Below are 26,214 nucleotides of genomic sequence, written 5' to 3'. Positions count from 1 at the left end.
TAACTAATACATTTTATGAAAAAATTATCCTATTTCCTGTTAGCCTTTGTGCTGATAACTACGGCCTGTAAAAAAAACGATCCTGCTTTGCCAGATAATGAACTGAGTTTTTCAGCAGCTACACAGGGCCTCTCTGCAGCCGATGCCTCTATAGAGATTGTGCTAAGCCTTGGCCGCGCTACCGATGTTGCCATCCCCGTAGTTATCGATCTGCAATCAACAGGTGTTACTTACGGTACAGAATTTACCACCGTACCAGCCGCTTCAGCTAATACTATCAACGCAACCATCCCGGCTGGTAGCAGCTCAACAACCATTAAACTGGTAAAAACAGCAGGCATTTTTCTTCTGGGGAACGAGTCGGTTACGTTTAACGTTAAATCTGCCGGCTCTCCGGTAGTAATTGGCAGCACAAGTAAACTGGTACTGAGCTTTTCATCTATCACGTCAACCGGTTCGGCTTTAACATTGGAGGGTGGCGAAGGCGGTTCGGCCGCTGTTAACTCGGTTTATGTAGACCTGAGCGCCAATTATCAAACATCAGTAAAACGCAACAGTTGGGACCTCGGCTTTTACAGCGGCACCGATTTCAGGGTGATCTTGAACAACACAACTGCTGCATCGGTAGTAGCTGTTAATAAAACCGATATCAACGCGGTATCTGCAAGCGATATCACTATTACCGATCTTCAACTGGGTTTTGGCTTAGGTACCTTCAATATTTATGACGATGTAAACGGCGATCTGACAAAAACTGCCATCCCTGCGGTATCTGCAACAGATGGCGACAATAAGGTATACGTGATTAACCGCATAGGTGGCTCGGGCACAACAGCTGCCGCCGCCGACCTCGAAAAGATCCGCGTATTGCGCAACGCGACAGGTTACACCCTGCAATATGCCAAGCTTAACGAAACCACTTTCAAAACCATCACCATTGCAAAAGATCCAACGCATAATTACAGCTTTATCAATTTCGATAGCGGCACATCTGTTAACGTTGAACCTGCCAAAGACCGTTGGGATTTCACCTGGGGTTACAGCATTTATTATACAGGTACCACCCCTTATGCTTTCTCCGACCTGGTATTTACCAATTACTTAGGCGGCACACAGGTTGCGGAGGTATTAACCACTGCATTTACTTATGATGCATTTGCAGAAGCCAACATTGGCGCGGTTACTTTTAGCCCAAGCCGTAACACCATTGGTTCTGGCTGGCGTGCAACTACCGGCACCGTGGGCGTAAAAACAGATCGTTTTTATGTAGTTAAAGATGCTGCGGGCAATGTGTACAAACTCAAGTTTGTAAGCTTTACTACCGCAGATGGCGGTACGCGCGGTTATCCGAAGATAGAGTATGCGTTAGTTAAAAAAGGCGCTTAAATTCTCGCCCTAATATCTATTCATGAAAAAACGGCTCCTTTTTGGGGCCGTTTTTTTATGGACAATGATGACGTTAATGAGTGATAAGCGTTATGACATTGGTTTATTAATTCACATCAAACCAAAGTTTGGTAGTCAGCGCATCTGCACCCTGGTTGGCTACGGCAGCTTTATAGCTTGTTCCGTTTAAAGATTGCTCGGTACCCGGGTAAAGGAACCTTGAGGGCAGTTTTCCGCCGAGCGTGCCGGCCACGGATGGTTGTAGCTGCGGATAATCCAATCTGCGCCATTCGGCAAATGCCTCCAAACCCTGGCCAAATAAGGCAAGCCATTTTTGTTCGCCTATTGATTTTTTATAATTTGCAGCATCGTATTGTACCGATGGCTGCGCTGTATAAGTGGCTATGGCGGCGTCTGCAATACCATACTGTTTTAGCGATGCAGTGACAGCTTGGCTGTACAGGTCGGCAGCGTTTTCGGTTGTGAAACCACGCGCTGCGGCTTCTGCGCGGTCAAACAGCACCTCGGCATAGCTGATGATCACTGCAGGTGCGTTTGGGGCCAAAAAGTAAGTTCCAGGCTTAGATGTTTTGGTGAAACCTAAATTGCTGGCATCGCCAACCAGTAAACCGTTGGGTATGCCAACATAAGTATTTGGCGTTGCATCCTGGGTTTTGCTGGCGTAAACCGGCAGGCGCGGGTCGTTTAAGGCAAACAGCTTGTCAACAATTGTTTTGCTAATCCGGTAGTCGTCGCGGGTATCAAACAAGTTGCTTATCGGGTTTTGATTTGGCGAGGCCAGGTAAACCAATTGGGCAGTTTCGCTATTAGCACTGATATAGCCGCTGCCTTCTGCCTGTATATCTGCCAATACCTGCTTTGCTTTTTCGGGTTCACGGTCTGCTATCCTTAAAGCGATACGCAATCGTAAAGAGTTTGCAAACTTTTTCCATAACGCTATTTTGTTACTGTAGATCACATCACCGGCTATGGGCGTGCCCGAAGGATTTAACGCTGCTTGTGCCGTTTTCAAATCTTCCAGCAATGCAAAATAAACGTCTTTTTGTTTATCGTAAGCCGGTGTTAAGTTTTCGCTGATGTTAGCAGCCTGGGTATACGGGATATCGCCATAGTTATCGGTCAGCAATGTAAATACCCAGGAACGCAGCACCAGCGCAACCCCTTTATAATTTGGATTAGCCTGTGCATCGGCAAGTTTAATTACCTGGTTAAGGTTTACAATGCTTTTAGCATAGCCAACACTCCACAGATCCTGGAAGGCGGTATTGGTGTAAATATACCTGTCAGGGTCGGTGTATTGAATTTTTGCCCAATGCTGTACAAACAGCAGGCTGGCATCCATGTTATTGGCTGTTCCCCAGTAGGTATCGGCAGTGGCTTTGGTTGCTGCAGTCAGCAAATAATCTGGCTGTGCAATTTGCGAAGCATTGGGGTTTGTATTGATCTTTTCCAGATCTTTTTTGCAGGAGCTTGCCGATAGCAATAGGGTTCCTGATAATAGTATGGTTGTATATTTAAGTTTCATGATCGTTAGAATTTAAGGTTAACATTAAAGCCAATGTTGCGTACGGTTGGCAGGGTAAGATCTTCCAGACCCTGGCCGTTGCCGGTATTAAAGGCGGTCTCCGGGTCGATATTGGGTACATTTTTATGGATGATCCACAGGTTACGGCCCACTAACGATAACGTAGCCGATTGCAGCCCGATGCCTTTAACCCATTGCGACGGGAAAGTGTAACCTATTTTAACTTCGCGCAGTTTTACGTAAGAAGCGCTGTAAACAAAAGCCTCGTCGACGTTAGTAAAGCCTTTGTAGTAAGATTGTGCAGGCACAATGGTGGTATTAGGTGTGCCATCTGCTTTTACGCCTTTAAAAATCAGGCCGTCATCATAAACAGTTTCACCGGCCGGTGCGCTTGCGCCTGTGTTTATTTGTAGAGCCGGATTTGTCGTTTTATTCTGCGGATAATAATAAGTTAAACCGCCGTTAGCTGCTCCTCGCCCGGGAAGGGTAGAGGCTAATACGCCTGTATAAGTACCTGTACGGTTGGTGTTAGAATAAATTGAACCGCCAATGCGTGCGTCAACCAGGAAACTCAGGTTAATGCCTTTGTAGGTGAAGCTGTTGTTGATGCTTCCAAGCCAGTCCGGCGTATATTTACCCAGGTACTTTTTGGTGTTATTAACCACCGGAGTACCATTGGCACCAATAATAATTTGGCCCGCTGCATCGCGGGTGTACGAAGTGCCAAATAAAGTACCATAAGGCTGACCAACAGCTGCTAATACCTGCACAGTGCGGTTGGTGCCCAGTATATAACTTTGTAGTTTGCCTTCATTATCAAGAGAAATTACTTTGCTTTTATTACGCGAGTAGTTAACCGTTACATCCCAGGTAAAGTCTTTCGATTTAACAGGTGTTAAACCCAATTGTACCTCGAGCCCTTTGTTGTTAATGCGGCCACCGTTGATCAGCTTTTGGCTGTAGCCGGTAGTTTGGCTTACATCCACATTCAGGATCTGGTTAACACTGTTGGTGTTGTAAACACTCAGGTCCAGTCTGATCCTGTCATTTAAGAAACCTGCTTCGATACCAGCCTCACCGGAGGTTGTGGTTTCAGGCTTCAGATCTGGGTTTAAGCTGATGCTTGCCGCGCTCTGCTGCGGGTTTGTACCGAATGGCGCTGTAAAGTTGTAGGTATTATTGAGTTGATATGGCGTAGTTGCTTTACCCACTTTTGACCAGCCGCCGCGTAGTTTCAAATAACTTAATACGTCACTCTTCAAGTCGAGCGCCTCAGAAAGCACCAGGCTTCCGTTTACTGATGGATAGAAGTACGATAGATTAGCTGCCGGTAAGGTAGATGACCAATCGTTACGGCCCGTTAAATTCAGGAATGCGTAGTTCCTGAAACCAAGTTGAGCCGATGCGAAGTAGCTATAGGTTTTTAGTTTGCCGTAATAATTGGATGATACCAGTGGGTCGCGCGAATTGCTCAGCGTATACAAACCCGCTACCGCCAGTTTCGGCGCTATCTGGTCGTTTTGTTCATTCAGTATGGTGCTGATGTTACCCCCACCAAATACATCAAGCGAGAAATCTTTGTTCAGCTTTTTAGTATATTGTAATCGAGCCTCGGTATTAGTTTCATTTACGGTGTAGGCATCTTCTTCATACGAGCCAAAAGGTGTGCCGTTGGTGCCGTAAGCTACTTTGATCTTGCGCCTGTCATTATAATAATCGGTACCCGTACGGAAGTTGGCAGATAGGCCGTCAATGATCTTATAATTTAATTCTACACTACCAATAATGCGGTTCTTATGTTGGCCAACGGTATTTTCATAAGCGATGAAATAAGGGTTGCTATAATAGCTATTATTCCAGTTAAATGTATTGCCATTGGCATCGCGATAGTTTTTAAGCTGGTTAATATCTACCTGCCTGCCAAACCAGGTAAATTGCAGCATGGTACTGGTGGCGCGCCTGCCGTAAGCGCCCGGCAAATTATCTGCATCATCTTTAATATAATTGGCAATAGTAGTAATAGTTAATTTAGGCGTAGGGCGGAAGGTGGTATTCAACAGGAAAGAGTTTCTGCCCTGCGATGAATTTGGCACTACGCCGGTTTGGTGCAGGTTGTTATAAGATAATCGGTAATCAAACTTATCGCTGCTTCCCGCCAAAGCAACGCCATTGTTTAACGTAACGCCCGTTTTGAAAAAGTCGCGTACGTTATTGGGGTGTGCTACAAAAGGTGCAGGCTGCCCGTTCGAAAAGAACTGCGGAATAAGCTGCCCATTCAAAGCCGGTCCCCAGCTTTCGTCAACACCGTCGTTTACACCGGCACCGGCACCGTTCACGTAGCTGAATTTACCGTTTGCGCCCTGCCCGAATTCATTCTGATAATCGGGGAATACCTTGAGGGTGGCAAATGAAGTGTTGGAGTTGATAGTAATACCCAGGCCTTTAGCGCCTTTGCCGGTTTTGGTTTTAATGAGGATAACACCACCAGCAGCACGATAACCATAAAGAGCCGCCGCATTAGGGCCCTTTAATACACTGATGGATTCGATGTCTTCCGAATTTAGATCCGAGATAGCATTTTGGAAATCTCTGGAGCCGTTAGTACCCTGAAATTGGGAGTTATCTACAATAACACCATCCACCACAAATAGCGGCTGATTATTGCCCGATACCGATGTTTCGCCGCGGATAACTATACGGGATGAACCCATATCGCCCTGACTGCCGGTAACCTGTACACCAGCTATTTTGCCGGATAAGGCGTTGATGAGGTTGCTTTCTTTAGCTTCGGATATATCCTTTGCTTTAAGCCCCTGTACGGCGTAACCTAATGACTTTTTATCTTTTGATATGTTAAGCGCGGTAACCACCACCTCGTTTAACGAATTAGGAGCGTCTTGTAAGATGATATTTAGTGGTTCACCATTGGTCGTAACCGGGACTTCCAGCGTAGCAAAGCCAAGATATGATATCCGCAGCACATCATTTGCGTTTGCGTTGATGGTGAATTTTCCCAGCACATCGGTTTGGGTACCGTTGGCAGAGCCCTTTACGCCGATGCTAACACCGGGAAGCGGTTGCCCGTCGGACTTAGCGGTTACCACACCGCTTACTTTTACAGACTGTGCATTTGCCTGCTGCAGGGTTAAGAATAGCAATATAATTGCCAGTAATGATTTGTAAGTTTTAAACATGATTTGTTTACTGTATGGGTCAAAAAAAGTCAATACGAATGCATGCAGCTCTGGCTATGGCATGTACAAAGGCACAAACCAGCGAGCTTTTTGAATTGTAAAGAATGAAAGGGTAATGTTTAACCAGGCTTAGCAGAACTGCTTACGCCGGCAAAATTGCTGAAAGATTAACAGCAACAACACATCGAAGACATGCGGCAAGGGACAGAATAGTTGGTAGTTAAAGGCCGGGTGTAGATGCAGGGTCTCGGGTTAGCGGTAGTAGTGTTTGTTTTCATATAACATTAGATATTTGATGATGCGGTAAACGATCTGTACAACTATCTGAAAGTAGGGGAGGAACTGATGAGCTAATGAAAAACCTTTACAGGCATTGCAAATAATTGCGAACATTATCTTTTCTGTATTGCTACAGATAGGAATTAGCACCTTTATACCTATGGCGTACAGGTTGCTAAGACATCATCGGGCCTTTCCCTCAGTCTTTCTTGATAATTATTAAGAACGATTACGATGCAAATATATAATTAGTTCTACTAAATTGGTAGATATTATATAATTTAATTGTCATTTCCATTTTTATCGGTAATGATCATGCAATAGCTGCAATTATTTAGCGCTGCATTCCCGTGCAGGAATACTTTTTTAATAATAAATAAAAAGTACTTTTAAATTCAAAGTAAAAATATATTTTTGTGTCGCAAAGCTTGCTAGGCTTACGAAGCGAATATTTAAAATGAGTAAACAAACCGAATCTTTTTATAACACATTCTCCATTTTTTACCCGCTGGCTGATGTTTTTCTGCGGGCGCAAAAGAAAGTACTGTTTAAAGAGACCAATGATTTACCCGAAGGAAATTTGCTGGAGATAGGGGTTGGTAACGGATCTCATTTTAAATTTTACAAAAAACACTGCATTACAGGTATCGATACATCGGGGGCAATGCTTGAACTTGCCCGCAAGCAGATCGTTGGAAACATCCGCCTTTTAAAAATGGACGGAAAGGCACTGTTATTTGATGATGGGCAGTTTGATTCTGTTGTGATCTCGCGTGTTATTGCTGTGGTAGATGATCCCGGGCAACTAATGGCGGAAGTACTAAGAGTGTTAAAACCGCAGGGGCAGGTTTTTATTCTTAATCATTTCACCCCCGATAACTGGCTGAGGTTTATCGATCATGCGTTTAAACCCATCTCCAAATTCCTTCACTTTAAATCTGTTTTTCATGTCCATGATATCCCCACGATTAAAAAATTCCGGCTTTTAAAGGAAGTTCATTTTGGCTTCGCATCGTATTTCAAGCTTTTAATTTATCAAAAGAAGTGAAAAAAGAGTACCTGTATATCGCTGTATCGCTGCTCATAAGCCTGTTTATCTACTTGTTTTACCGCACAGAAAAAACAGTGGTTAATGAGATGCTCATCAGTATTATATCTTTTGATACCTACGCTGCATGGAAGGCAAATATGGTTCACTTTATCCCTATAAATGATATAGTTGTTTATTCCTTACCCGAGGGGTTATGGGTGTTTTGCATAACGCTCACCTCAAAACCGTATTACATTAAGCTGAGGAACCGGCGAATATATTGTGTGTTTATTCCGCTCGTTTTTTCTGTTGGTTTGGAGATACTCCAACTTCTCCATATTACAAACGGGCGGTTTGATCTTAAGGACATAGGTATTTCTATTGTGTTTTGGGGGATCGGAAATTACGCTTTTAGGAATAAGGCCCCTAAGCAGAATATTTTAGCTTCGCTAAATTTAAAAACGGTAATTTGTGTAGGCACTTACGCTATTGTCTACCTCTCACATGTTTTTAAATAGACATCCATCACACCGAAACCAGCATGAACAAAATTAAGAAACACCTAACCAGTTATCAGTATTCTATAAATGGAATATGGCTGGCATTTCGATATGAAAACAACATGATCTTTCATCTCGTCGCGGCTATTACCGTTGTTATTGTAAATAGTTTGTTGAAAGTTACTCAAACCGAATGGCTGATCACATTGATACTGATTGGCCTGGCATGGATGGCAGAGATCTTCAATACCGCTATAGAAAAGTTAGCAGACCAGGTTACCAGAGAACAGGACCCTTTGATTGGCCAGGTAAAGGATCTGGCCTCCGGGGCAGTGCTTATTATATGTATTGTAGCGGCGGTGTGCGCCGCCATCATTTACTTGCCTTATCTGTTAAAATGAGCTGAATAATACTTGGGGCCTGAAAATTAGCCAGTTTAAAATCAAAACTATCTCCAAATTCGGTTACTACAATTGCTTTCATATTTTGAGGTGTGAGGACGGATTCGAACCGTCGTTTGAGGTTTTGCAGACCTCCGCCTAACCACTCGGCCACTCCACCATTATCGGTTTAAGCTGCCGCTTGTTTTAGTACGGTTGCTATACCTGCCACCATTTCGTCAATCTCCGTTACTGTGTTTTTATAGCTGAACGAGAACCGGATGGTTTCCATGCCTGTTGGTATTCCCAGCGCTTTAAAAACAGGGATAGATTGTGCAGTATAGTCGGAACCGCCCGAAACGGTAATATCAAGATCATCGAGATAGTCGCTCAAAGGCCGCCCGCCCCAATGCGGAAAACTAACGCTTAAAATTCCCGGCAGGCTTTCTTCCGGTTTTCCTCCGTTTATCCGCACGCCCGGAACCAATTCATGTAGTTTAGCGATCAGTGTAATTTTTAAGCTGTTGATGTAGCGATGGGTGTTCTCTATATCCCAATAGGCAATTTCCAGGGCTTTTGCAAGGCCAACAATAGCAGGCACGTTTTCGGTACCTGCTTGTTGTTCCGGGCTGTTGCCATAAATGAGTTTGTTAATCCGTTTGCCGCTACGGTTAACTAAAAACCCTGCACCCAATGGCCCATGGAATTTATTTGCCGATGCAGATGCAAAATCAAGTTTTAACCTTTCGGGATAAAGAGCATAGCTGCCGATGGTTTGGACCGTATCTGAATGAACCGTAGCGCTGTATTTGTGCCCGAGTTCGGCAATGTCTGCTATCGGGGTTACCAGGCCGGTAATGTTATTAGCGTGCCTTACCGATATCAAATTACGCGTATTGGTTCGTAACAGGTATTCCAGATGGTTAAGGTCAGGCCGGCCTATCCGGTCGGTCTTCAAAAAACTTATTCTCGCGTTATGTTTCTTTTGAAGCACGCCAAGCGTTTGCAGAATGGCGGCGTGCTCAAAAGGCGTAGTGATGATGTGATCGATACCTTGCCAGGCTATCGCGGTGGTCAACGCCATGTTGTTTGCTTCAGTGCCGTTTGATGTAAAAACGACGGTATCTGCAGGCACTTTTAGTAATGCTGCAATAGTATCCCGGCTATTTTCGATAGCTTCCTTTGCTTTTCGGCCATAGCTGTGGTTTGCGCTGGCGTTGCCAAAATGTTCTGTTAAATAAGGCGCCATAGCGCTAAAAACGTCTGGATGAATTGGGGTAGACGAAGCATTGTCTAAATAAATACCCATGATATTAAAATGAAATAAAACAATAATTGAATACGGTCGAACGACGGGGGAGGGGAGATTTAACAACAACAGAACAAGTACATTTTCATAATATAGATTTTTAAAAGAACCCCTGCGAACAAGGGTTCTGTAGATCAACTCAACAAAAAATAAGACCTAAATACTTATCACAAAGCAAAAGTAGAATTAATTCTATAAATCCTATAGAAATAGTAGATTATTTTTATGTTTGCATCGCAACGATTTTAAAACTTAGTTAAGTGATTTTTTAGTTTTTCAAATTGTTCTTATATAGTCTTCTCTTCATTTAGGTTTATAATTGGTTGTAAAGAGTTCCTGCCCATCAGGAGCTCTTTCTTTTTTATTAATATATCTTGAGTACTGCATATGAGGTTTTTTCTGTTCCTGTTTTTACTTTTTAGCTGCGAGTTGGCTATTGCACAAACTAATTTTAAGGGGCCACGGGTACTGGTAGTTATCGCTCATCCGGATGATGAAACCACTATTTCTGTTACGCTGTACAAAATTGCCAACGAGCAACATGGGCAGGTAGATCTGTTTGTGATCACCAACGGCGAGGCCGGGTATAAATATGCTACCCTTGCAGAGAACTATTATGGTAGCGCACTTACCGATGAAAAAACCGGCAGGCAAAGCCTGCCACGCATACGTAAGCAGGAGCTAATGAAGGCGGGACACATTTTAGGCGTATCTAACTATTACTTTGCCGATCAGGGTGATACTAAATATACACTAAATGAAAAACAGCCCATGGATAGCTGTTGGAAGGTAGCAGCCGTACGAAAAAAATTAAGGAAAATATTGACTACTCAACAGTATGATTTTGTGTTTTGTATGTTACCCGAGCCGCAAACCCACGGCCAGCATAAAGCGGCGGCATTACTTGCTTTAGACGTACTGCGCGACTTACCCCTTACAGAAAGGCCGGTTATATTAGGTGCTTTATTAACTAATAAAACAGCGCCGCAGTTTAAATTTACGCAGCTGGGCGACTATGCCCAAACGCAGGTGCTTACAGATACAGCCTCTTTTGGCATCGACAGAACAGAAAGCTTTAGCTACCATAACCGGGTTAATTATAAGGTTATTGCCAACTGGGACATAGCCGAACATAAATCGCAGGGTGTTACCCAAATGACAATGAATGAAGGGGATCTGGAACAATTTTGGTTTTTTAAACAGAACGCTCCTGCAGGCCTGGAGAAATGCAGGAAGTTGTTTAACGAATTGAAGCGTACCCCTTATCTATCTAAAACATACTAAAATAATAAATAAATTATTTTGATTTTAGAGAGAACATTTATACTTTTGAATCTCTATAAAATCTATAGATAATATATACAATGAGCAAACGGAGCCTTTTTATATTTTTAAATCTTTACAGCAAAGCAGCATTCTGCTGTTGTTGCGGTTGATCCGTTATCGTTTCCAATAAATTTCTGTGGCGCTGCCGCAGCCTTCATTAATTTCCTTCCTTAATTGTCTTTTATTTACAAAATCTCTTATACACAATTATTTATGGCAAAGTTTGCACAATTAAAAAGTCTGATAGCCAATGCAGAGCAGGATGCGGATAAATTTTATAACAATGATAACCATGCGGCTGGCACCAGGCTGAGAAACAGTTTACAACAAATAAAAAAAGTGGCACAGGAAATAAGGCAGGAAGTATCCGAGCTTAAAGTCAGCAGCAAGAAGTAGCAAAATGGTCAGATGGCCGAGCGGTTAGGCAAGGGTCTGCAAAACCTTCTACAGCGGTTCAAATCCGCTTCTGACCTCCATTAAATAGGGTATGAAAAAAGTAATCACGAGCGCTATGATCTTTACATTTTTTACTTTGGCCGAGCATAAATTGTTTGCGCAAACGGCAATTGGCTCATTTACGATAGAGAACTATTATAGGGTAAAATGGGGGCATGCCGAAGAATTTATTGCACTTTGGAAAAAGAACCATTACCCGCTTTTAAAAAAGCTATTGGAGAAAGGCGATGTATTAAGTATCCGCGCGGAAGCGCCCTTAATACACAGCAGCGAAGATAGCCGGTGGGATTTTAAAGTGGTCTTAACCTTTAAAAATGAACACCTGGCGTTCGACTACAGTATAACCGATCCGTTTAAAAAACAATTGTTCCCCGATGAGGAAGCGTATAAAAAGGCCGAACAACACCGTTTTGAACTGCTTTTGGCGCACTGGGATGTACCTGTTGAGGATCTGGCTTTAAATTAAAAAATATGTCTGTAACTATAACTGATGCAAATTTTGATGAGCTGGTGATTAAAGCTGAAAAACCGGTACTGTTGGATTTTTGGGCCGATTGGTGTGGCCCATGTAAAATGGTTAGCCCGGTTATTGAAGAGCTTTTTGCCGACTATAAAGACGTGGCCATCATAGCAAAAATAGATGCCGAGAAAAACCCGGAAACTTCAAAAAAGTACGGTATCCGAAACATTCCCGCCATGCTGTTTTTTAAGAATGGCGAGATAGTAGACAAGCAGATCGGGGCGGTCCCCAAGAAATGCCTGGTTGAAAAACTGAGTAAACAACTCTTATAAAACTTAATTTTACAATTAATTATATAAAATCTATAGGATTAATAGAATTAATAATATATTTGCATCATCATTTAGTTCTTTTATAACTTATCCAGAAAGACAGAGGGAAAGGCCCTACGACGTCTTAGCAACCTGTACCGGCTTTTTAAAGCTTGTAAAAGGTGCTAATTCCTGCTCCATTTAATTGGGGAAAGATAAGATGACTATAAATTAAAAGCTTCGATAGCTTTGTCCGTTATGTCTTCTGTTTTTTGAGATAAGTTACTAAAGCAAATTGTAACATTAAAAAAATAAAGACAATGAGAATTTACCTGGACAACGCCGCCACCACCCAATTGGATAACGAAGTTTTTAAAGCAATAACTCCTTACTTATTAGAATTTTACGGTAACCCATCATCGCACCATGCACATGGGCGCGAGGCAAAGGTTGCCATAGACGGCGCGCGCGCTACCATAGCCGATCTGCTGAACGCATCGCCAAACGAAATTGTATTTACCAGCGGAGGGACAGAGGCAGATAACACGGCTATACTATCGAGCGTACGTTCTCATCAAATAAAACATGTGATCACTACACCTTTTGAGCATCACGCCGTGCTACACACACTCGAAGTTTTAAAAAACAACGGCGAAATAAAATTAAGTTTTATTAATACCGATAACCGCGGCAACCTGGATATTAACCACCTGGATGATCTTTTGAGGGATAACAAACAATCGCTGGTATCGGTAATGCATGCCAATAACGAAATAGGCAACCTGAATAACATTGAACTGATAGGCGAGATCTGTAAAAGCAGGGGCGCACTTTTCCACTCAGACACCGTACAGACCATGGGCCATTACCGGCACGATCTGTCGAAACTAAAAACACATTTTATAGCAGCATCTGCACATAAATTTCATGGGCCAAAAGGCGTGGGCTTTTTATACTGCCGCGATGGCGTACAGTTATCACAATTATTGCACGGCGGGGCGCAGGAACGAAAACTACGCGCTGGTACCGAAAACATCCACGGCATCATTGGCCTGGCAAAGGCGCTGGAAGTAGCCTATAGCGATATCGACGGGCACCGGGTTTATATCCAAAGCTTAAAAAACAGGATGATAGCTAAATTGCAGGAGCAAATAGGAGATGTGCAGTTTAACGGTAACTCGGCCATTGCCGATAAGAGCCTGTACACCGTGCTAAATGCAAGCCTGCCCGTTAGTTATGCAACCGGAGATTTGCTTACTTACCTCGATCAGCATAACATCTCCGTGTCCGGCGGCAGTGCCTGCTCAACCGGTTCGGTATCACATGTGTTGAAAGCTATCGGCGCAGATACCTCCCGAAACAATATCCGTTTCTCGTTCAGTAAATTTAATACTGCTGAAGAAATTGATTATACCGTAGAAAGATTATCGGCTTTATACAAAGCTGTAGCTGCATAAGAATATTGCAATAAGTATAAGTTGCGCTACAACTCGTAAACCACACCCTTCTCGGGTATTGTTACCTGATAACCTTCGGGCCCCAAAGCATCGGCTAATGCCTGCATACTCACGGCTTCGCCATGCACCAGGAACACGCCTTTCAGCTTGTTTACATCTTGCTGCATGATATTATTCAGCAAGTCCTCATGGTCGCCGTGGGCGCTTAATACGTCCGTTTTTTTGATGGTGGCGTAAACGGCCAGGTCGCGGTCTTTAATGTGGACGATAGGGTCGCCACGCAGCAGGCGGTACCCTAAAGTACCTTTGGCGCAGTAACCGATGAAAAGAATGGTACAGTAATAATTCTGGATATTATAAAAAAGGTGATCTTGTATCCGCCCGCCCTCCAGCATCCCCGCCGAAGAGATGATGATACAGGGCTCGTAATAGTTAGAAACCTGGCGGCTGTCTTTCAGCGTTTCTACATACGTAAGGTTATCAAATTCAAATTCATCGCCCTGGCGGTTATAAAACTCCTGCGCCTCGGGGTTTACCAGGCTATGGTGCTTGCGGAAGATGTCGGTAGCGCGTGTTGCCATCGGGCTATCTACAAATATGGCCACCGGCGGCAACAGACCGGTGCTGAAGATCTTGTTTAAAGCGAATACCAGCGACTGCGTGCGCCCGATGCTAAATGCCGGGATAATGAGCCGGCCCTGCTCTTTGATGCAAACCTTTTCGATAGTTTCCACCAGCGTTTCTTCTACCGATTTACCTTTTGTGTGCGTACGGCCACCGTAGGTAGCCTCGCTCACTATGTAATCTACCTGCGGCAGGGGCTCCGGGTCGTTCAATACCGGGTAGTTTTTACGGCCGATATCGCCGGTAAATGCAATTGATTTCTCTACGCCGTCTTCCACTACTTTAAAAACAGCAGCGGCAGCACCCAATAAATGTCCTGCCTGGATAAAAGTAAGTTCAATATCGCCATTGATGCGGAACGGGCGGTTGAAACCAATGGTTACAAAGCGCTCCACCGTGTCCATTACGTGTTTTTGCAGATAAAGCGGCTGCGGGCCGCTGTTGCCATGCTTATGGCGTTTACGGTTGCGCCTGCCCTTATCGGCTTTGCTTAAAAATATGTTTACCGAATCTATTAAGAGAAGTTCTGTAAGATCGGCAGTAGGGGGCGTGCAAAGAATTTGACCCTTAAAGCCCATGCGCACCAGCGTTGGCAGGTTGCCCGAGTGGTCGATATGCGCGTGGGTGAGCACCACCACATCAATTTGCTCAGGATCGAAGCCAAAATCTTCGTTCACCTGCAAATTGTGATCCTTTTCGTAATCCAGCCCGCAATCTATCAGTATTTTATATTGGCCAACCTGCAGTAAATGCATACTGCCGGTTACCTGCCGGGCCGCCCCGTGTATGGTTAATTTCATCTTTTAGTTCAGTGGTTCATTAGTTCAATTGTTCATTGGTGCGTGGTTGGTTACATTGCAAATGAATCTTTAGAACTAAGAACGGTTATGTTAATCGCAAAATAGATAATTGTTTATGATAGTTGACGTCGGTTTACTAAGTTCACCGGCTTTCCACCAATGAACTAATGAACCAGTGAACTACTGAACCTCATATTGTAACTGGCTCAGGTACCTATAAAGGCCTTGCTCGTTGGCTACCAGTTCCTGGTGAGTGCCGTTCTCTATAATGTTACCTTTTTCCAGCACGATGATCTTATCAGCTTCGCGGATGGTAGAGAGGCGGTGGGCAATGATAATAGAGGTGCGCCCTTTCATCAATTCTTCCAATGCTTCCTGCACCAAACGCTCCGATTCAGAGTCTAAAGACGAGGTTGCCTCATCGAGGATCAATATAGCAGGATTTTTTAACAATGCGCGTGCAATTGCAATACGCTGCCTTTGTCCGCCCGAAAGTTTTACGCCGCGCTCGCCCACCACAGTTTCATAAGCCTCGGGGAATGAGGTAATAAACTGATCGGCGTTGGCACGTTTGGCGGCCTGTATAATTTCTTCTTTAGAGGCGTTAAGCTTACCGTAGGCTATATTCTCCATAATGGTACCACCAAACAGCAATACATCCTGCGGTACAATGGCCACCTGGTTACGGATATCCGTTAACGCAAAATCATCTGCCGGGCGGCCATCAAATAAAATGGTGCCGCTTTGCGGATGGTAAAACTGCAGTATCAATGCCGCCATGGTAGATTTACCCGAGCCGCTTGGGCCCACAATGGCAACCTTTTGACCCGCTGCTGCGTCGAAGGAAATACCATTCAAAACCGTTAATTCCGAACGGGAAGGGTAGGCGAAAACTACATCAGAGAAGGAGAGGTTGCCCTGGATTCTTTCGTTGATGGTGTTATTGTCATCGATGATGGAGATATCTTCGCCATGCTCACCAAGGATTTCCAGCACGCGTTCGGTAGCGCCTACGGCCTTTTGGATGTTGGCGTAGAGGTCCGGGAAACTGCCCATTGCCGCACCCACAAATATGGTGTACATAATAAAGCTGGTCAGGTCGCCCACATTCATTTCATGGTGGCTAACCATAACAGAACCGTACCAGATTACCCCCACAAAGGCACCAAACAAACAAAACACGATGAATGATGCAAATATGCCGCGGAATTTGGCGCCGCGTACGGCTATCTTCACAACATCCTGTAAAATATTATTGTAGCGGCCGGCCTCAAAGGCTTCGTTAACAAAAGCTTTTACATTGGCTATGCCTTGTAAAGTTTCTTCTACAATGGTGTTCGATTCGGCCAGTTTATCCTGTGCCTGTTTGGAGAGCTTACGGATAAAACGCCCGAAAACAACAGCGAAGGCTACCATAAAAGGCAACACAGCCAATACAGTTAAGGTAAGTTTTACGGATACGATGGCCAGCAAGATTACACCGCCCACCATAATAATTACCTGCCTTATTATTTCGGCAAAGGTTGTGGTAAGGGTATCCTGTATTTGTGAAAGGTCGGAACTGATGCGGCTGTTTAATTCCCCAACGCGGCGATTGGCGAAGAAATTCATCGGCAGGGTGATCAGCTTAAAATAGGTATCGCGGCGGATATCGGCCAGCGATTTCTCAGCCACCTGCACAAACCATACTACCCTGAAAAATGATACAAAAGCCTGGGCAAAAAGTAATATAAAACCGCCTACACCAATAGCGGTAAGGCTTAGCGGAATGAATTTAAATTTTTGGGTGCCTTGAGCGGCATCTATCAGCGCCCCCAAAATAGCAGGGAAGGCAAGCCCCACCAAACTCGATATAAAAAGAAAAAACAGCCCGGCTATAAACTTTGCGCGGTAAGGTTTTATGTAGCTGAGCAGCTTACCCACATTTTGCAGACTTTGCTTATTTATCTTCGCTTTTGGTAATTCTGCCTCTGCTTTGGCGCCACTATTCAATCGTCCTCTTGCCATGTATCAGTTTATGATTATCAACCTGCAAAACTAAGGGTTTATAGTTCGATTTATACTATAGGAATAAAAATTGACGCAAGGGTGAAAAGAGGGGAGCAACGAGCTCACTATTGCATACTAATGAAAATCAATGATCACGCTATCTCCTACATTCAACCCTAACAATCCACTGGCGTTGCCTTTGTTAATGGCTATCTCCAGGTGGTCGCTGATGCCGAAGAGGCAGAGTTTTTCGCCTTCGGGTACTTCGTTGTAGTGCCAGCTGAGGTGGGTGATGGTTTCGTTGCGTTTAAAGTAGAGTACAAAACGGCGCCCCTGCTGTACGCGGTTAAAAAACTCCTTGGTTACATTGGTGATCACATTCTGAAACGAATCGATATAGATCACAGCGCCACGGATCAAATTATTGTCGATTACCGGGTGCAGGTTAGATTTGTTTTCCACATTGCTAACCGGTAACCCTATTTTAGCCAGTGTACCACCCTTGGCCAAATGGCAGGCCGCCTTCACAAAAATATCCGCCAGCGGGAAGTGCAGGAATTTAAGGTCCTGCATAATATTTATCTCCACAATTTCCTGTGGTTCAGCATCAAACATCAGCGAGAAGATGCCGTTATCGGCACCTACAAAAAAATGGTTCTTATAGCGCACGGCAAGGTAGCGGGTGGCGTTATTGTAAACGGTATCTATACCTATTAAATGCACCGTATCATCCGGAAAGTAGTAGAAGCTGTTTTTGAGTATAAAGGCCGCTTGCTGCACATTAAAAGCAGCCACATTGTTAGTAATATCTACAATATTTACTGTTGGCAGTAACTTTAAAATACTACCTTTAAGGGCGGCCTGATAAATATCTTTATCGCCCAGGTCAGTAGTTAAAGTTATAATTGCCATTAATTTTATAATATTTATTACTAATCTTGTGTGAGCATTTAAAGGTGCAAATATTAAATTTTTAATTCATAAAAATCTGCAACTGAAAAAATCAATTAGTATTGAACGAGCTAAAACTATCAATTGAACAAGTAAACCCCGCCGTTTTATGGGGCCCGAATAACGATCATTTCGAGATCATTAAGAAGCAATATCCTAAGCTTAAAATAGTTGCACGCGGCAGTGAAGTTAAAGTTTTGGGTGATGAGCAGGAGTTAACCGCCTTCCAGGAAAAATTTGATCGTTTGGTGCAGCACCTCGAAAAATACGAAAGCCTTAACGCGAACGATGTAGAGCGGATCCTGGGCACTAAGCCTAAACCTGCATCCTCAACCGGTGAACCTGCCGCAGCAGATAAATTTGCCAGCGGCGAGGTATTGGTTTTTGGGCCTAACGGCGTAATGGTACGTGCGCGCACCACCAACCAGCACCGCATGGTAGATGGAATTGGCAAAAACGATATCCTGTTTGCCATCGGCCCAGCAGGTACCGGTAAAACTTATACCGCTGTTGCGCTGGCCGTACGTGCGCTCAAAAACAAAGAAATTAAACGCATTATCCTTACCCGCCCGGCGGTTGAAGCAGGGGAGAACCTGGGCTTTTTACCGGGCGACCTGAAGGAGAAGATAGACCCGTACCTGCGCCCGCTATACGATGCGCTTGACGATATGATCCCGGCCGAGAAGCTGAAACTTTACCTGGAGAACCGCACCATAGAAATTGCCCCATTGGCATTTATGCGCGGCCGTACGCTTGATAATTGCTTTGTAATATTGGATGAGGCGCAAAATGCCACCGATATGCAATTGAAGATGTTTTTGACGCGTATGGGGCCATCGGCCAAATTTATTGTAACCGGCGACGTAACCCAGATAGACTTACCGAAAAAACAGCAATCGGGCCTGTACACGGCACTCCGCATCCTCACCGACATCAAAGGTATCGACATTGTTTACCTGAGCGGAGAAGACGTTGTAAGGCACAAACTGGTACGCCGCATTTTGGAGGCTTACGGGGATATACAATAAGAATATAGATAATGGTTCATAGTTCATAGCACTTTGAGTTTATGATAATTATGTTCCATAGGTAAATCGTTAACAGGTGCAGTCATCTCCGATTTCGGCTATGATCTATGAACCATCAACTATGAACCCATTCACATGGACGCTATAAAAGAAACACATTTCAATTTCCCATCGCAAACCGCCTACTATAAAGGCAAGGTGCGCGATGTATATACCATTGCCGATAAGTATTTGGCTATGGTGGTTACCGACAGGATCTCCGCTTTCGATGTGGTACTGCCGGAGCCAATTCCGTTTAAGGGGCAGGTGCTTAACCAAATCGCTGCTAAATTTTTAAAGGCTACTGCTGACATTGTACCCAACTGGGTACTTAGCGTTCCCGATCCAAGCGTTACCATCGGCCGCATCTGCGAGCCCTTTAAGGTAGAAATGGTGATCCGCGGTTATTTAGCCGGCCATGCCGCGCGTGAGTATACCTTAGGCAAACGCCAGGTTTGCGGTGTAAGCTTACCCGACGGATTAAAAGAGAACGATATACTACCGGAACCAATTATCACTCCAACTACCAAAGCATCGGTAGGGCATGATGAGGACATTTCGCGCGAAGATATTTTGGCTAAAGGCATCGTTAGCGAAGCAGACTACGTTCAGTTAGAAAATTACACCCGCAAGCTTTTTGCCCGCGGTACCGAGATAGCGGCAGGGCAGGGGCTGATACTGGTTGATACCAAATACGAGTTTGGTAAAGTTGGCGATACCATTTACCTGATAGACGAGATCCACACCCCCGATTCGTCGCGTTATTTTTACAGCGACGGCTATGCCGAACGTCAGGAAAACGATGAGCCGCAAAAACAGCTTTCTAAAGAATTTGTGCGGAAATGGCTGATTGAGAATGGCTTTCAGGGCAAAGATGGACAAACAGTGCCCGAAATGACGAGGGAAATCGTTTTATCCATATCCGACAGGTATATTGAGCTATACCAGCAAATTACCGGCGAAGCATTTGTAAAACCCGGCGATGAAGATGTTTTGCAGCGGGTAGAGCGTAACATCAATACCGCCCTGGCCGAACTGTAATTTTTTTAATTAAACATAAAATAAGTTATATCTTAGCTTTTTAATACTTCAAAAATGAAATATACGGTTGATAAGCACGAGAAATACATCCTTATTAAGCTTAACGAATCAAAACTGAACTCACTGATAACCCCTCAGCTTAAATCAGAACTTATTCTGATCAACACCGAAGGGCAGCGGAACATCGTTCTCGATCTTTCGCAGGTGAAGTTTGCCGATTCATCTGGCTTAAGCAGCTTATTGGTTGGCCACCGCCTTTGTAAAAATGCAAACGGGTCGTTTATTTTAGCTGGCCTTAACGATGCAGTTGCACGTTTGGTTACCATTTCGCAATTAGATAATGTACTTTCCATTGTTCCCTCTTGCGAAGAGGCCATCGACCTTATTTTTATGGAAGAGATAGAAAAAGAACTGAAGAGAGAAATGAGATAATTTCGGGGCACCCGGTATGAAATTCGAAGTAACAATACTGGGCAGCAGCTCTGCAACACCCATATTTAACCGCAACCCAACAGCACAGGTACTCAACATTAACGAAAAGTTATACCTGGTTGATTGCGCCGAAGGAACGCAGCAACAAATGCTGCGTTTCGACATTAAGGCCAGTCGCATCGACTATATTTTTATTAGCCACCTGCACGGCGACCATTACCTGGGCCTGGTAGGTTTATTATCTTCCCTGCATCTTAATGGCCGTAAAAAAGCCTTAAAGGTGTTTTGTCCCGCGCCTTTAAAAGAGATCATTGATCTGCAGCTGAAATACTCCGAAACAACTTTGCACTATCCCGTAGAGTTTATTTTTACTTCGGATGAAAAGCCGGAAGTGATATTGGATAACCAGGATATTATTGTAGAGACTATCCCGCTGGATCATCGCATCCCCACTACCGGTTTTTTATTTAAACAGAAAAAGCGTTTGCGCAAACTCATTAAAGAAAAACTGGAAAAACTGGAGATCCCGGTACCTTATTACACAGCACTAAAAAGAGGGCGCGATTACGAGGCACCGGATGGCACCATCTACAAAAACGACACGCTTACCATTGATTCGGAAGAGCCAAAAACTTACGCTTACTGTTCTGACACGCTATACACCGAAAAGTATTTTGAGCAGATCAACTCGGCATCGTTATTATACCACGAGTCTACCTTTTTGAACGATATGCTGGATAGGGCTTTAATAACCCACCATACAACGGCATTGCAGGCAGGCGAGGTGGCATTAAAAACAAACGCTGCTAAACTTATCATCGGCCATTTCTCTGCGCGCTATAAAACTCTGAACGAGTTATTAGACGAAGCCCAAAGCGTGTTCCCAAATACGGAGCTCGCGGTGGAGGGGAAAACGTTTGTGATATCGGAATAGGGCGGTGAGTGGTGAGCAGTTAATGGGAAAGATTCCTATCAACGACTCACCACTTACTAAGCACCAATTAATTTCCTTTTTTACCGAATATGGAGAAGTGCACATAACGGCTTGGATGTGCCTTGAGGTCTATCATCAGGTTATCCAGGTTTTTAGATGCGTTATTTAAATTATCGTACATCTTCCTGTCGTTAAGCAATAAGCCCAACGAGCCATCGGTACTGTTTACTTTTGCCATAGTTGCCTGCAAATCAGATACGGCTTTATTGGCATTATTTAAAGTTTCCTTGATATTGGAGTTAGCCAAATCACCACTGAATTTTTGGAAATTTCCGGCAATGCCATCCAGCCTTGCGGTGCTTACCTTTAAGTTACCCGAGGTAGCTTCGGCATTAGCCATTATCCGGTCGATATGCCCGCTTTGCGCGCCCACCAATGCATCTAATTTTTTAGTGGTACTCTCAAGCGTTTGCAAGGAATTTGCAATACTGGCAAAGCTCCTGTCAACATTTTTCTGAAAATTCGGATTCAAAATTTTATTGATCGCACCCATGGCAGAGTCAACCTTGTTTATCAGCACTTCGGCTTTACGCTGTATAGGCTGCAGGCTTTCGGCCAAACTACCCTGGATATCGGCACGCAGGGTATCTTCGTCCTGGGCCAGGTTGGGGCTGTTACCCAATTCAAATACAATGGCTTTTCCGCCCAGCAGGTCGGTACTTTCTAATTTAGCCAGCGTGTTTTCGGGTACTTTATATTGCGAGTTTACTTTAAACTCCACGGTAGTGCGCCCATCCTCGTGCAGCTGCATTTTTGATACGCGGCCTATCTGGAAACCATTAACAAGCACTGGTTTGGATACAGTTAAACCCTCAACACTGCGGTAAACGGCATAAAATTTATTGGAACCCGAAAAAACATCGTTCCCTTTTAAAAAGCTATAGGCGAGTATAAGTATAGTGATAGAGACAGCGGTTAGTGCCCCAATTTTGGTTTCGTTTGATATTTTCAAGGTAGGGTAGGTATGTGTTTATGATATATGTTAGTTTGTTGTAACTCCTTCAATTTGGTTTTTGTAGCTCTTTATAGCCCGCACTATCGAATCAACAATTTCATTTTGCCCGTCTTCGGAGTTTAAATATTCCTCCTCGTCGGGGTTGTTAATGTAACCCGTTTCTACCAGTACCGATGGCATTGCGCTGTGGCAAAGTACATAAATACCTTGTTCGCGTAATCCTTCGCTGCGGCGCCCGTCATTCCCAACAAGCTCATCGTTAATAAAGTTTGCGATATTCACGCTTTGTTTACGAAATTTTCGCTTGTACTCGTTTGTAAGGATAATAACGGTTGGGTCGTTAGGGTCCAGCGCGTCGCCGTTGATGTCCGAGTCGTCCTCCACCTGGTTACTTTTAATGGCATTTTCTTCCTCGCGCGAGCGGTGTAAACCGTAAATAAGCATCAGCACGCCTTTACCAGAACGATCGGGAACCCTAACAGAACGGTAAACGGGTTTACGCTTTTTGGTGCCTACGCGTTCGCGTACTACCCTGTCTGATAAGGAATTGCAGTGGATAGATATAAACAGGTTCCCTTTGGCCTGGTTGGCTATTTCCGCCCGCCTTTCAAAAGACACGTCATCGGCCGTTGTACGGGTTAAAACAGCCTTTACACCATTAACATCTTTTTCAATTGCTTTTTGCAATTTTAGTGCAATAGCAAGCGTTACATTCCTTTCCGAAGAAAAAGATCCATCTGCACCACGCGAATAATGCCCCGGAGGCGAGCCCTCGGCTTTTACACCGTGCCCTGCATCTATAATGATAGTTTTGAGTTTGAAACTATTTATTAGGGTATCTTTTTTTGTGGAAGCTTCTAACTTAAATGAAAACAACGATAAGCATATAAATAATGCCGCCGAAACCGAAATCAATTTTTTCAACCTGTTCAATATTTTATTTTTCATTATGTTTGAACGCTGTTAACTGTACCTGCAAAAATACTATTCATAATCAATTTTGAAATTAGTTAGCCTTTTTTTTCTGTTTGCAATTATCTTAATAGCAAGTGTGGCGGCGTCTGCAAATAGCGCGCATGGCAAAACTTCTGCTAAAGATACCATTATAAAACTTGATTCTGTACGAGACCGAAAGCTGCTTAAGCTAAAAAAGCCCGTAAAAGGAGCAAAAAATGACAATGGCGTAGGTTATTCTACCGCGAAGCGGGACACTACGCCGAAAGGATCGGGCTTAAAATCTCTTATCAGGGCTACCGCGGAAGACTCCTCTTATACCGATAGGGTGAACAAAATGTCGTACCTGTATGGTAACGCCAAAGTTGTTTATGAAGATTTTGAACTGAACGCCGAATACATCCGTATCGACGAAAAAAACCATTTGATCTTCGCCCGTGGCATTCTAGATCCCAAAAAACGATACGGCCCGGGCAGGCCCATTTCCAAATCAAAGGATGAAAAACCGGTGAAGTCCGACTCGCTGATGTTTAATTACGATACCAAAAAAGGTAAGATATGGAACCCGGCAACCGAGCAGGATGGCAACTACATTTCGGGCGGTTTAGCCAAAGTACTGCCGCACGATGAAGTGGCATATCGCAACGTTATCTTCAGTACCTGCGCGCTGCCATTCCCCGATACGCATTTTGGTATTGTAATTACCAAAGGTATAGGGCAAAAAAGCCGCATCATATCCGGCCCGGCCTATCTCGAAGTGGAGGGCGTGCCGTTACCGTTCGCAATCCCCTTCGGTTTTTTTCCAAAGCCAAACACGCGAACATCGGGCGTTATTTTGCCAACTTTTGGTGAAGACCAGCGCCTGGGCTTTTATTTGCGCAACCTTGGCTATTATGTGGGGATCAATGATAATATTGACGTAACCTTCATGACATCTCTGTACTCCAAGGGCTCTTACGAACTAAGCGCCAACTCGCGTTATCTAAAAAGATATAAATATGGAGGTAATCTAACACTGAGTTACGGCTCGCACAATTACGGGCTGGTAGGTGACCCCGCGCGTAAGGATTTCAACATCACCTGGTCGCACTCGCAGGACCCCAACGCGCACCCGGGTACCACTTTCAGCGCATCGGTAAACGCGGGTACTTCAAGTTTTTATCAAAACAGCCCGGGGCAGAATAATTACAACCTGGAAGCCCTTACACAAAACAACCTTCGCTCCAGCATCAACTACGGCAAAACCTGGCCGGGTACGCCTTTCAACTTAAACGTAAGTTTGGGCCACTCGCAGGATCTTACCAAAAAAACGGTAACCCTGGAACTCCCTACCTTCAGCTTTAACATGGCTACCATTAGTCCTTTTGACCCAAAGGACCGCGTTGGCGAACAGAAATGGTATCAAAAACTAAACGTGGGCTATAGCCTTGTTGGTACCAACAAGATAAATAACGTGCCCGAATCTGAATTATTTACAAAGACTACGCTCACCAAAAGGCTGCAAAATGGTTTTCAGCATACTATCCCTGTTTCGCTCAACTTAAATGTTTTAAAATATTTTCAGTTTAGCACAGGTGGTAATTACGTAGAGCGGTGGTATTTCCAAAGCATCCGCAAAAGCTTCGACAGGGGAAGTATAAACGGCTCGCTTACGCCAATTACCGATACTATACCAGGCTTTACCCGCGCCGGCGAATACAGCTTAAACGCGGGCGTATCAACCAAAGTTTACAGCACCATACAGTTTAAGAAAGGCAATTTAAAGGCAATTCGTACCACCACAACGCCACAGCTGAGCTTTAGCTACCGGCCAGATTTTGGCGATCCAAGCTATGGCTATTACCGCACGGCTGTAAGTACCGCAAGTGTGCCTTACCCGTACACTTCTCAACGATATTCTATTTTCGAGCAATCGGTATACGGCGGGCCATCTTCGGGTAAACAGGCCGGTATCGGCTTCTCGCTGGATAACACCATCGAAGCTAAAGTAAAACCAAAAAGCACCGATACATCCGGCATAGACAGGAAGATACCGATATTACAGGGGCTTTCGATTTCTACGTTTTATAACTTCGCAGCCGACTCGCTAAAATTATCAAACATTAGCGTATCAGGGCACACGTCGATATTAAATCAGAAGATAAACATCAACTTTAGTGGAACATTCGACCCTTATAGCACACTCGTACGCGACTCCATCTCCAACGGCAACGTACAAAACTATATCCGCCGGATAAACCGCCTCAGCATACGCGATGGCAAATTCCCTATGCTACAAAACTTCAATCTCTCCATGAGCGCGAGTTTAAACCCTTCAACCTTCCGGCCAAAGCAGCAGCAAAACGCTAATGGTGCCATAGCCAACATGAACCCGGATCAGGCGCAACGGCTGGCCCTCATCAATAGCGACCCAAGTGCTTATGTTGATTTTAACGTACCCTGGAATTTATCCGTCAACTATAGTTTCAACTATCAAAATAACATTATCAGCAGCAATGCAAGCAATACGTTAATGCTTAGCGGCGACGTGAGCATTACACAAAAGTGGAAGATACAGTACAATACTACGTACGATCTGCGGGCAGCGAAACTTAGCAGTGCAACCTCGTTTGCTATCTATCGCGACCTGCACTGTTGGGATCTGTCTATCCAGTGGTTGCCGTTTGGGTACTATAAATCGTACAACGTTACGCTGAAAGTAAAGGCCTCGATATTACAGGATCTGAAACTGAGCAAGCGTAACGATTATACCAACAATCAATCTTTTCAATAA

The 26,214-nt window shown here is 44.2% G+C and carries 21 protein-coding genes, 2 tRNA genes and 2 riboswitches; of the genes, 14 read left to right on the top strand and 9 right to left on the bottom strand.

What is annotated here, in order from left to right; translation table 11 throughout:
* The first annotated feature begins 15 nt into the window (after nt 1-15).
* Nucleotides 16-1,386 (top strand): HmuY family protein, encoded by a 1,371-nt coding sequence (locus IDJ77_RS19360; protein ID WP_191190638.1) that lies wholly within the window; start codon nt 16-18, stop codon nt 1,384-1,386.
* 106 nt (nt 1,387-1,492) lie between these two features.
* Here IDJ77_RS19360 and IDJ77_RS19355 read toward each other — a convergent pair whose 3' ends face one another.
* The gene (locus tag IDJ77_RS19355; RefSeq protein WP_191190637.1) at nt 1,493-2,932 is read right to left on the bottom strand and encodes a SusD/RagB family nutrient-binding outer membrane lipoprotein; all 1,440 of its coding nucleotides are present in this window, start codon (nt 2,930-2,932) and stop codon (nt 1,493-1,495) included.
* A 5-nt stretch (nt 2,933-2,937) separates the two neighbouring features.
* On the bottom strand, nt 2,938-6,126 hold the full coding sequence (locus IDJ77_RS19350; RefSeq protein WP_191190636.1) for a SusC/RagA family TonB-linked outer membrane protein: 3,189 nt from the start codon (nt 6,124-6,126) through the stop codon (nt 2,938-2,940).
* Nucleotides 6,127-6,515: 389 nt separating this feature from the next.
* Nucleotides 6,516-6,624: riboswitch (SAM riboswitch) on the bottom strand.
* Between the two features lie 238 nt (nt 6,625-6,862).
* On the opposite strand from IDJ77_RS19350, the gene IDJ77_RS19345 reads away from it, so the two are divergent.
* Nucleotides 6,863-7,453: a class I SAM-dependent methyltransferase gene (locus IDJ77_RS19345; protein ID WP_191190635.1), complete on the top strand. Its 591-nt coding sequence runs from the start codon at nt 6,863-6,865 to the stop codon at nt 7,451-7,453.
* A gap of 523 nt (nt 7,454-7,976) precedes the next feature.
* On the top strand, nt 7,977-8,336 hold the full coding sequence (locus tag IDJ77_RS19340; RefSeq protein ID WP_191190634.1) for a diacylglycerol kinase family protein: 360 nt from the start codon (nt 7,977-7,979) through the stop codon (nt 8,334-8,336).
* Between the two features lie 88 nt (nt 8,337-8,424).
* On the opposite strand, the gene IDJ77_RS19335 is transcribed toward IDJ77_RS19340, so the two are convergent.
* Both IDJ77_RS19335 and IDJ77_RS19330 read right to left on the bottom strand, forming a co-directional pair.
* Nucleotides 8,425-8,496, bottom strand: a tRNA-Cys gene (locus IDJ77_RS19335).
* A 9-nt stretch (nt 8,497-8,505) separates the two neighbouring features.
* Nucleotides 8,506-9,624 carry a cysteine desulfurase family protein gene (locus IDJ77_RS19330; protein ID WP_191190633.1) on the bottom strand — a complete coding sequence of 373 codons (1,119 nt, stop codon included), beginning with the start codon at nt 9,622-9,624 and terminating at the stop codon, nt 8,506-8,508.
* A gap of 387 nt (nt 9,625-10,011) precedes the next feature.
* On the opposite strand from IDJ77_RS19330, the gene IDJ77_RS19325 reads away from it, so the two are divergent.
* The 6 genes from IDJ77_RS19325 to IDJ77_RS19300 all read left to right on the top strand — a co-directional run bounded on the left by IDJ77_RS19325 (nt 10,012) and on the right by IDJ77_RS19300 (nt 13,634).
* Nucleotides 10,012-10,908 (top strand): PIG-L family deacetylase, encoded by an 897-nt coding sequence (locus IDJ77_RS19325; RefSeq protein ID WP_191190632.1) that lies wholly within the window; start codon nt 10,012-10,014, stop codon nt 10,906-10,908.
* Between the two features lie 255 nt (nt 10,909-11,163).
* Complete coding sequence (locus IDJ77_RS19320; protein ID WP_191190631.1) at nt 11,164-11,346, top strand: histone H1; 183 nt, start codon at nt 11,164-11,166, stop codon at nt 11,344-11,346.
* 6 nt (nt 11,347-11,352) lie between these two features.
* A tRNA-Cys gene (locus IDJ77_RS19315) sits at nt 11,353-11,426 on the top strand.
* Nucleotides 11,427-11,437: 11 nt separating this feature from the next.
* Nucleotides 11,438-11,872, top strand: coding sequence for a hypothetical protein (locus tag IDJ77_RS19310; RefSeq protein ID WP_191190630.1), 435 nt, complete (start codon nt 11,438-11,440; stop codon nt 11,870-11,872).
* 5 nt (nt 11,873-11,877) lie between these two features.
* The gene (gene trxA / locus IDJ77_RS19305; protein WP_191190629.1) at nt 11,878-12,198 is read left to right on the top strand and encodes a thioredoxin; all 321 of its coding nucleotides are present in this window, start codon (nt 11,878-11,880) and stop codon (nt 12,196-12,198) included.
* An 84-nt stretch (nt 12,199-12,282) separates the two neighbouring features.
* Nucleotides 12,283-12,399: riboswitch (SAM riboswitch) on the top strand.
* A gap of 98 nt (nt 12,400-12,497) precedes the next feature.
* The gene (locus IDJ77_RS19300; RefSeq protein ID WP_191190628.1) at nt 12,498-13,634 is read left to right on the top strand and encodes a cysteine desulfurase family protein; all 1,137 of its coding nucleotides are present in this window, start codon (nt 12,498-12,500) and stop codon (nt 13,632-13,634) included.
* 26 nt (nt 13,635-13,660) lie between these two features.
* Here the strand turns inward: IDJ77_RS19300 and IDJ77_RS19295 are convergent, their stop codons facing one another.
* The 3 genes from IDJ77_RS19295 to IDJ77_RS19285 all read right to left on the bottom strand — a co-directional run bounded on the left by IDJ77_RS19295 (nt 13,661) and on the right by IDJ77_RS19285 (nt 17,959).
* Nucleotides 13,661-15,058 carry an MBL fold metallo-hydrolase gene (locus IDJ77_RS19295; RefSeq protein ID WP_191190627.1) on the bottom strand — a complete coding sequence of 466 codons (1,398 nt, stop codon included), beginning with the start codon at nt 15,056-15,058 and terminating at the stop codon, nt 13,661-13,663.
* A 180-nt stretch (nt 15,059-15,238) separates the two neighbouring features.
* Nucleotides 15,239-17,065, bottom strand: coding sequence for an ABC transporter ATP-binding protein (locus IDJ77_RS19290; RefSeq protein ID WP_191190626.1), 1,827 nt, complete (start codon nt 17,063-17,065; stop codon nt 15,239-15,241).
* A 117-nt stretch (nt 17,066-17,182) separates the two neighbouring features.
* Nucleotides 17,183-17,959: an SAM hydrolase/SAM-dependent halogenase family protein gene (locus tag IDJ77_RS19285; protein WP_191190625.1), complete on the bottom strand. Its 777-nt coding sequence runs from the start codon at nt 17,957-17,959 to the stop codon at nt 17,183-17,185.
* 101 nt (nt 17,960-18,060) lie between these two features.
* On the opposite strand from IDJ77_RS19285, the gene IDJ77_RS19280 reads away from it, so the two are divergent.
* The 4 genes from IDJ77_RS19280 (at nt 18,061) to IDJ77_RS19265 (ending at nt 21,472) form a co-directional block, all read left to right on the top strand.
* Nucleotides 18,061-19,026, top strand: coding sequence for a PhoH family protein (locus tag IDJ77_RS19280; RefSeq protein ID WP_191190624.1), 966 nt, complete (start codon nt 18,061-18,063; stop codon nt 19,024-19,026).
* A gap of 135 nt (nt 19,027-19,161) precedes the next feature.
* Complete coding sequence (locus tag IDJ77_RS19275; RefSeq protein WP_191190623.1) at nt 19,162-20,106, top strand: phosphoribosylaminoimidazolesuccinocarboxamide synthase; 945 nt, start codon at nt 19,162-19,164, stop codon at nt 20,104-20,106.
* A 54-nt stretch (nt 20,107-20,160) separates the two neighbouring features.
* Complete coding sequence (locus IDJ77_RS19270; RefSeq protein WP_191190622.1) at nt 20,161-20,538, top strand: STAS domain-containing protein; 378 nt, start codon at nt 20,161-20,163, stop codon at nt 20,536-20,538.
* Between the two features lie 16 nt (nt 20,539-20,554).
* Nucleotides 20,555-21,472: a ribonuclease Z gene (locus IDJ77_RS19265; protein WP_191190621.1), complete on the top strand. Its 918-nt coding sequence runs from the start codon at nt 20,555-20,557 to the stop codon at nt 21,470-21,472.
* A gap of 67 nt (nt 21,473-21,539) precedes the next feature.
* Here the strand turns inward: IDJ77_RS19265 and IDJ77_RS19260 are convergent, their stop codons facing one another.
* Together IDJ77_RS19260 and IDJ77_RS19255 are read right to left on the bottom strand one after the other, a co-directional pair.
* Nucleotides 21,540-22,484 (bottom strand): MlaD family protein, encoded by a 945-nt coding sequence (locus tag IDJ77_RS19260; RefSeq protein WP_191190620.1) that lies wholly within the window; start codon nt 22,482-22,484, stop codon nt 21,540-21,542.
* Nucleotides 22,485-22,514: 30 nt separating this feature from the next.
* Nucleotides 22,515-23,435: an N-acetylmuramoyl-L-alanine amidase family protein gene (locus IDJ77_RS19255; protein WP_191190619.1), complete on the bottom strand. Its 921-nt coding sequence runs from the start codon at nt 23,433-23,435 to the stop codon at nt 22,515-22,517.
* Between the two features lie 52 nt (nt 23,436-23,487).
* Between IDJ77_RS19255 and IDJ77_RS19250 the strand changes: the two genes are divergently transcribed.
* Nucleotides 23,488-26,214 carry a putative LPS assembly protein LptD gene (locus IDJ77_RS19250; protein ID WP_191190618.1) on the top strand — a complete coding sequence of 909 codons (2,727 nt, stop codon included), beginning with the start codon at nt 23,488-23,490 and terminating at the stop codon, nt 26,212-26,214.

Origin of the sequence: Mucilaginibacter pankratovii, from assembly GCF_014773265.1 — a bacterium.
Lineage (GTDB): Bacteria > Bacteroidota > Bacteroidia > Sphingobacteriales > Sphingobacteriaceae > Mucilaginibacter > Mucilaginibacter pankratovii.
Note: the sequence above shows the minus strand (reverse complement) of the source record. Positions and strands in the feature narration are given on the sequence as shown.

Excerpts from the sequence above, each read along its gene's own strand:
- IDJ77_RS19300 (WP_191190628.1), top strand. The coding sequence starts at position 12,498 with ATGAGAATTTACCTGGACAACGCCGCCACCACCCAATTGGATAACGAA.
- trxA (WP_191190629.1), top strand. The coding sequence starts at position 11,878 with ATGTCTGTAACTATAACTGATGCAAATTTTGATGAGCTGGTGATTAAA.
- IDJ77_RS19340 (WP_191190634.1), top strand. The coding sequence starts at position 7,977 with ATGAACAAAATTAAGAAACACCTAACCAGTTATCAGTATTCTATAAAT.
- IDJ77_RS19310 (WP_191190630.1), top strand. The coding sequence starts at position 11,438 with ATGAAAAAAGTAATCACGAGCGCTATGATCTTTACATTTTTTACTTTG.
- IDJ77_RS19295 (WP_191190627.1), bottom strand. The coding sequence starts at position 15,058 with ATGAAATTAACCATACACGGGGCGGCCCGGCAGGTAACCGGCAGTATG.
- IDJ77_RS19270 (WP_191190622.1), top strand. The coding sequence starts at position 20,161 with ATGAAATATACGGTTGATAAGCACGAGAAATACATCCTTATTAAGCTT.
- IDJ77_RS19265 (WP_191190621.1), top strand. The coding sequence starts at position 20,555 with ATGAAATTCGAAGTAACAATACTGGGCAGCAGCTCTGCAACACCCATA.
- IDJ77_RS19355 (WP_191190637.1), bottom strand. The coding sequence starts at position 2,932 with ATGAAACTTAAATATACAACCATACTATTATCAGGAACCCTATTGCTA.
- IDJ77_RS19350 (WP_191190636.1), bottom strand. The coding sequence starts at position 6,126 with ATGTTTAAAACTTACAAATCATTACTGGCAATTATATTGCTATTCTTA.
- IDJ77_RS19330 (WP_191190633.1), bottom strand. The coding sequence starts at position 9,624 with ATGGGTATTTATTTAGACAATGCTTCGTCTACCCCAATTCATCCAGAC.
- IDJ77_RS19325 (WP_191190632.1), top strand. The coding sequence starts at position 10,012 with ATGAGGTTTTTTCTGTTCCTGTTTTTACTTTTTAGCTGCGAGTTGGCT.
- IDJ77_RS19320 (WP_191190631.1), top strand. The coding sequence starts at position 11,164 with ATGGCAAAGTTTGCACAATTAAAAAGTCTGATAGCCAATGCAGAGCAG.
- IDJ77_RS19275 (WP_191190623.1), top strand. The coding sequence starts at position 19,162 with ATGGACGCTATAAAAGAAACACATTTCAATTTCCCATCGCAAACCGCC.
- IDJ77_RS19360 (WP_191190638.1), top strand. The coding sequence starts at position 16 with ATGAAAAAATTATCCTATTTCCTGTTAGCCTTTGTGCTGATAACTACG.
- IDJ77_RS19285 (WP_191190625.1), bottom strand. The coding sequence starts at position 17,959 with ATGGCAATTATAACTTTAACTACTGACCTGGGCGATAAAGATATTTAT.
- IDJ77_RS19290 (WP_191190626.1), bottom strand. The coding sequence starts at position 17,065 with ATGGCAAGAGGACGATTGAATAGTGGCGCCAAAGCAGAGGCAGAATTA.
- IDJ77_RS19345 (WP_191190635.1), top strand. The coding sequence starts at position 6,863 with ATGAGTAAACAAACCGAATCTTTTTATAACACATTCTCCATTTTTTAC.
- IDJ77_RS19255 (WP_191190619.1), bottom strand. The coding sequence starts at position 23,435 with ATGAAAAATAAAATATTGAACAGGTTGAAAAAATTGATTTCGGTTTCG.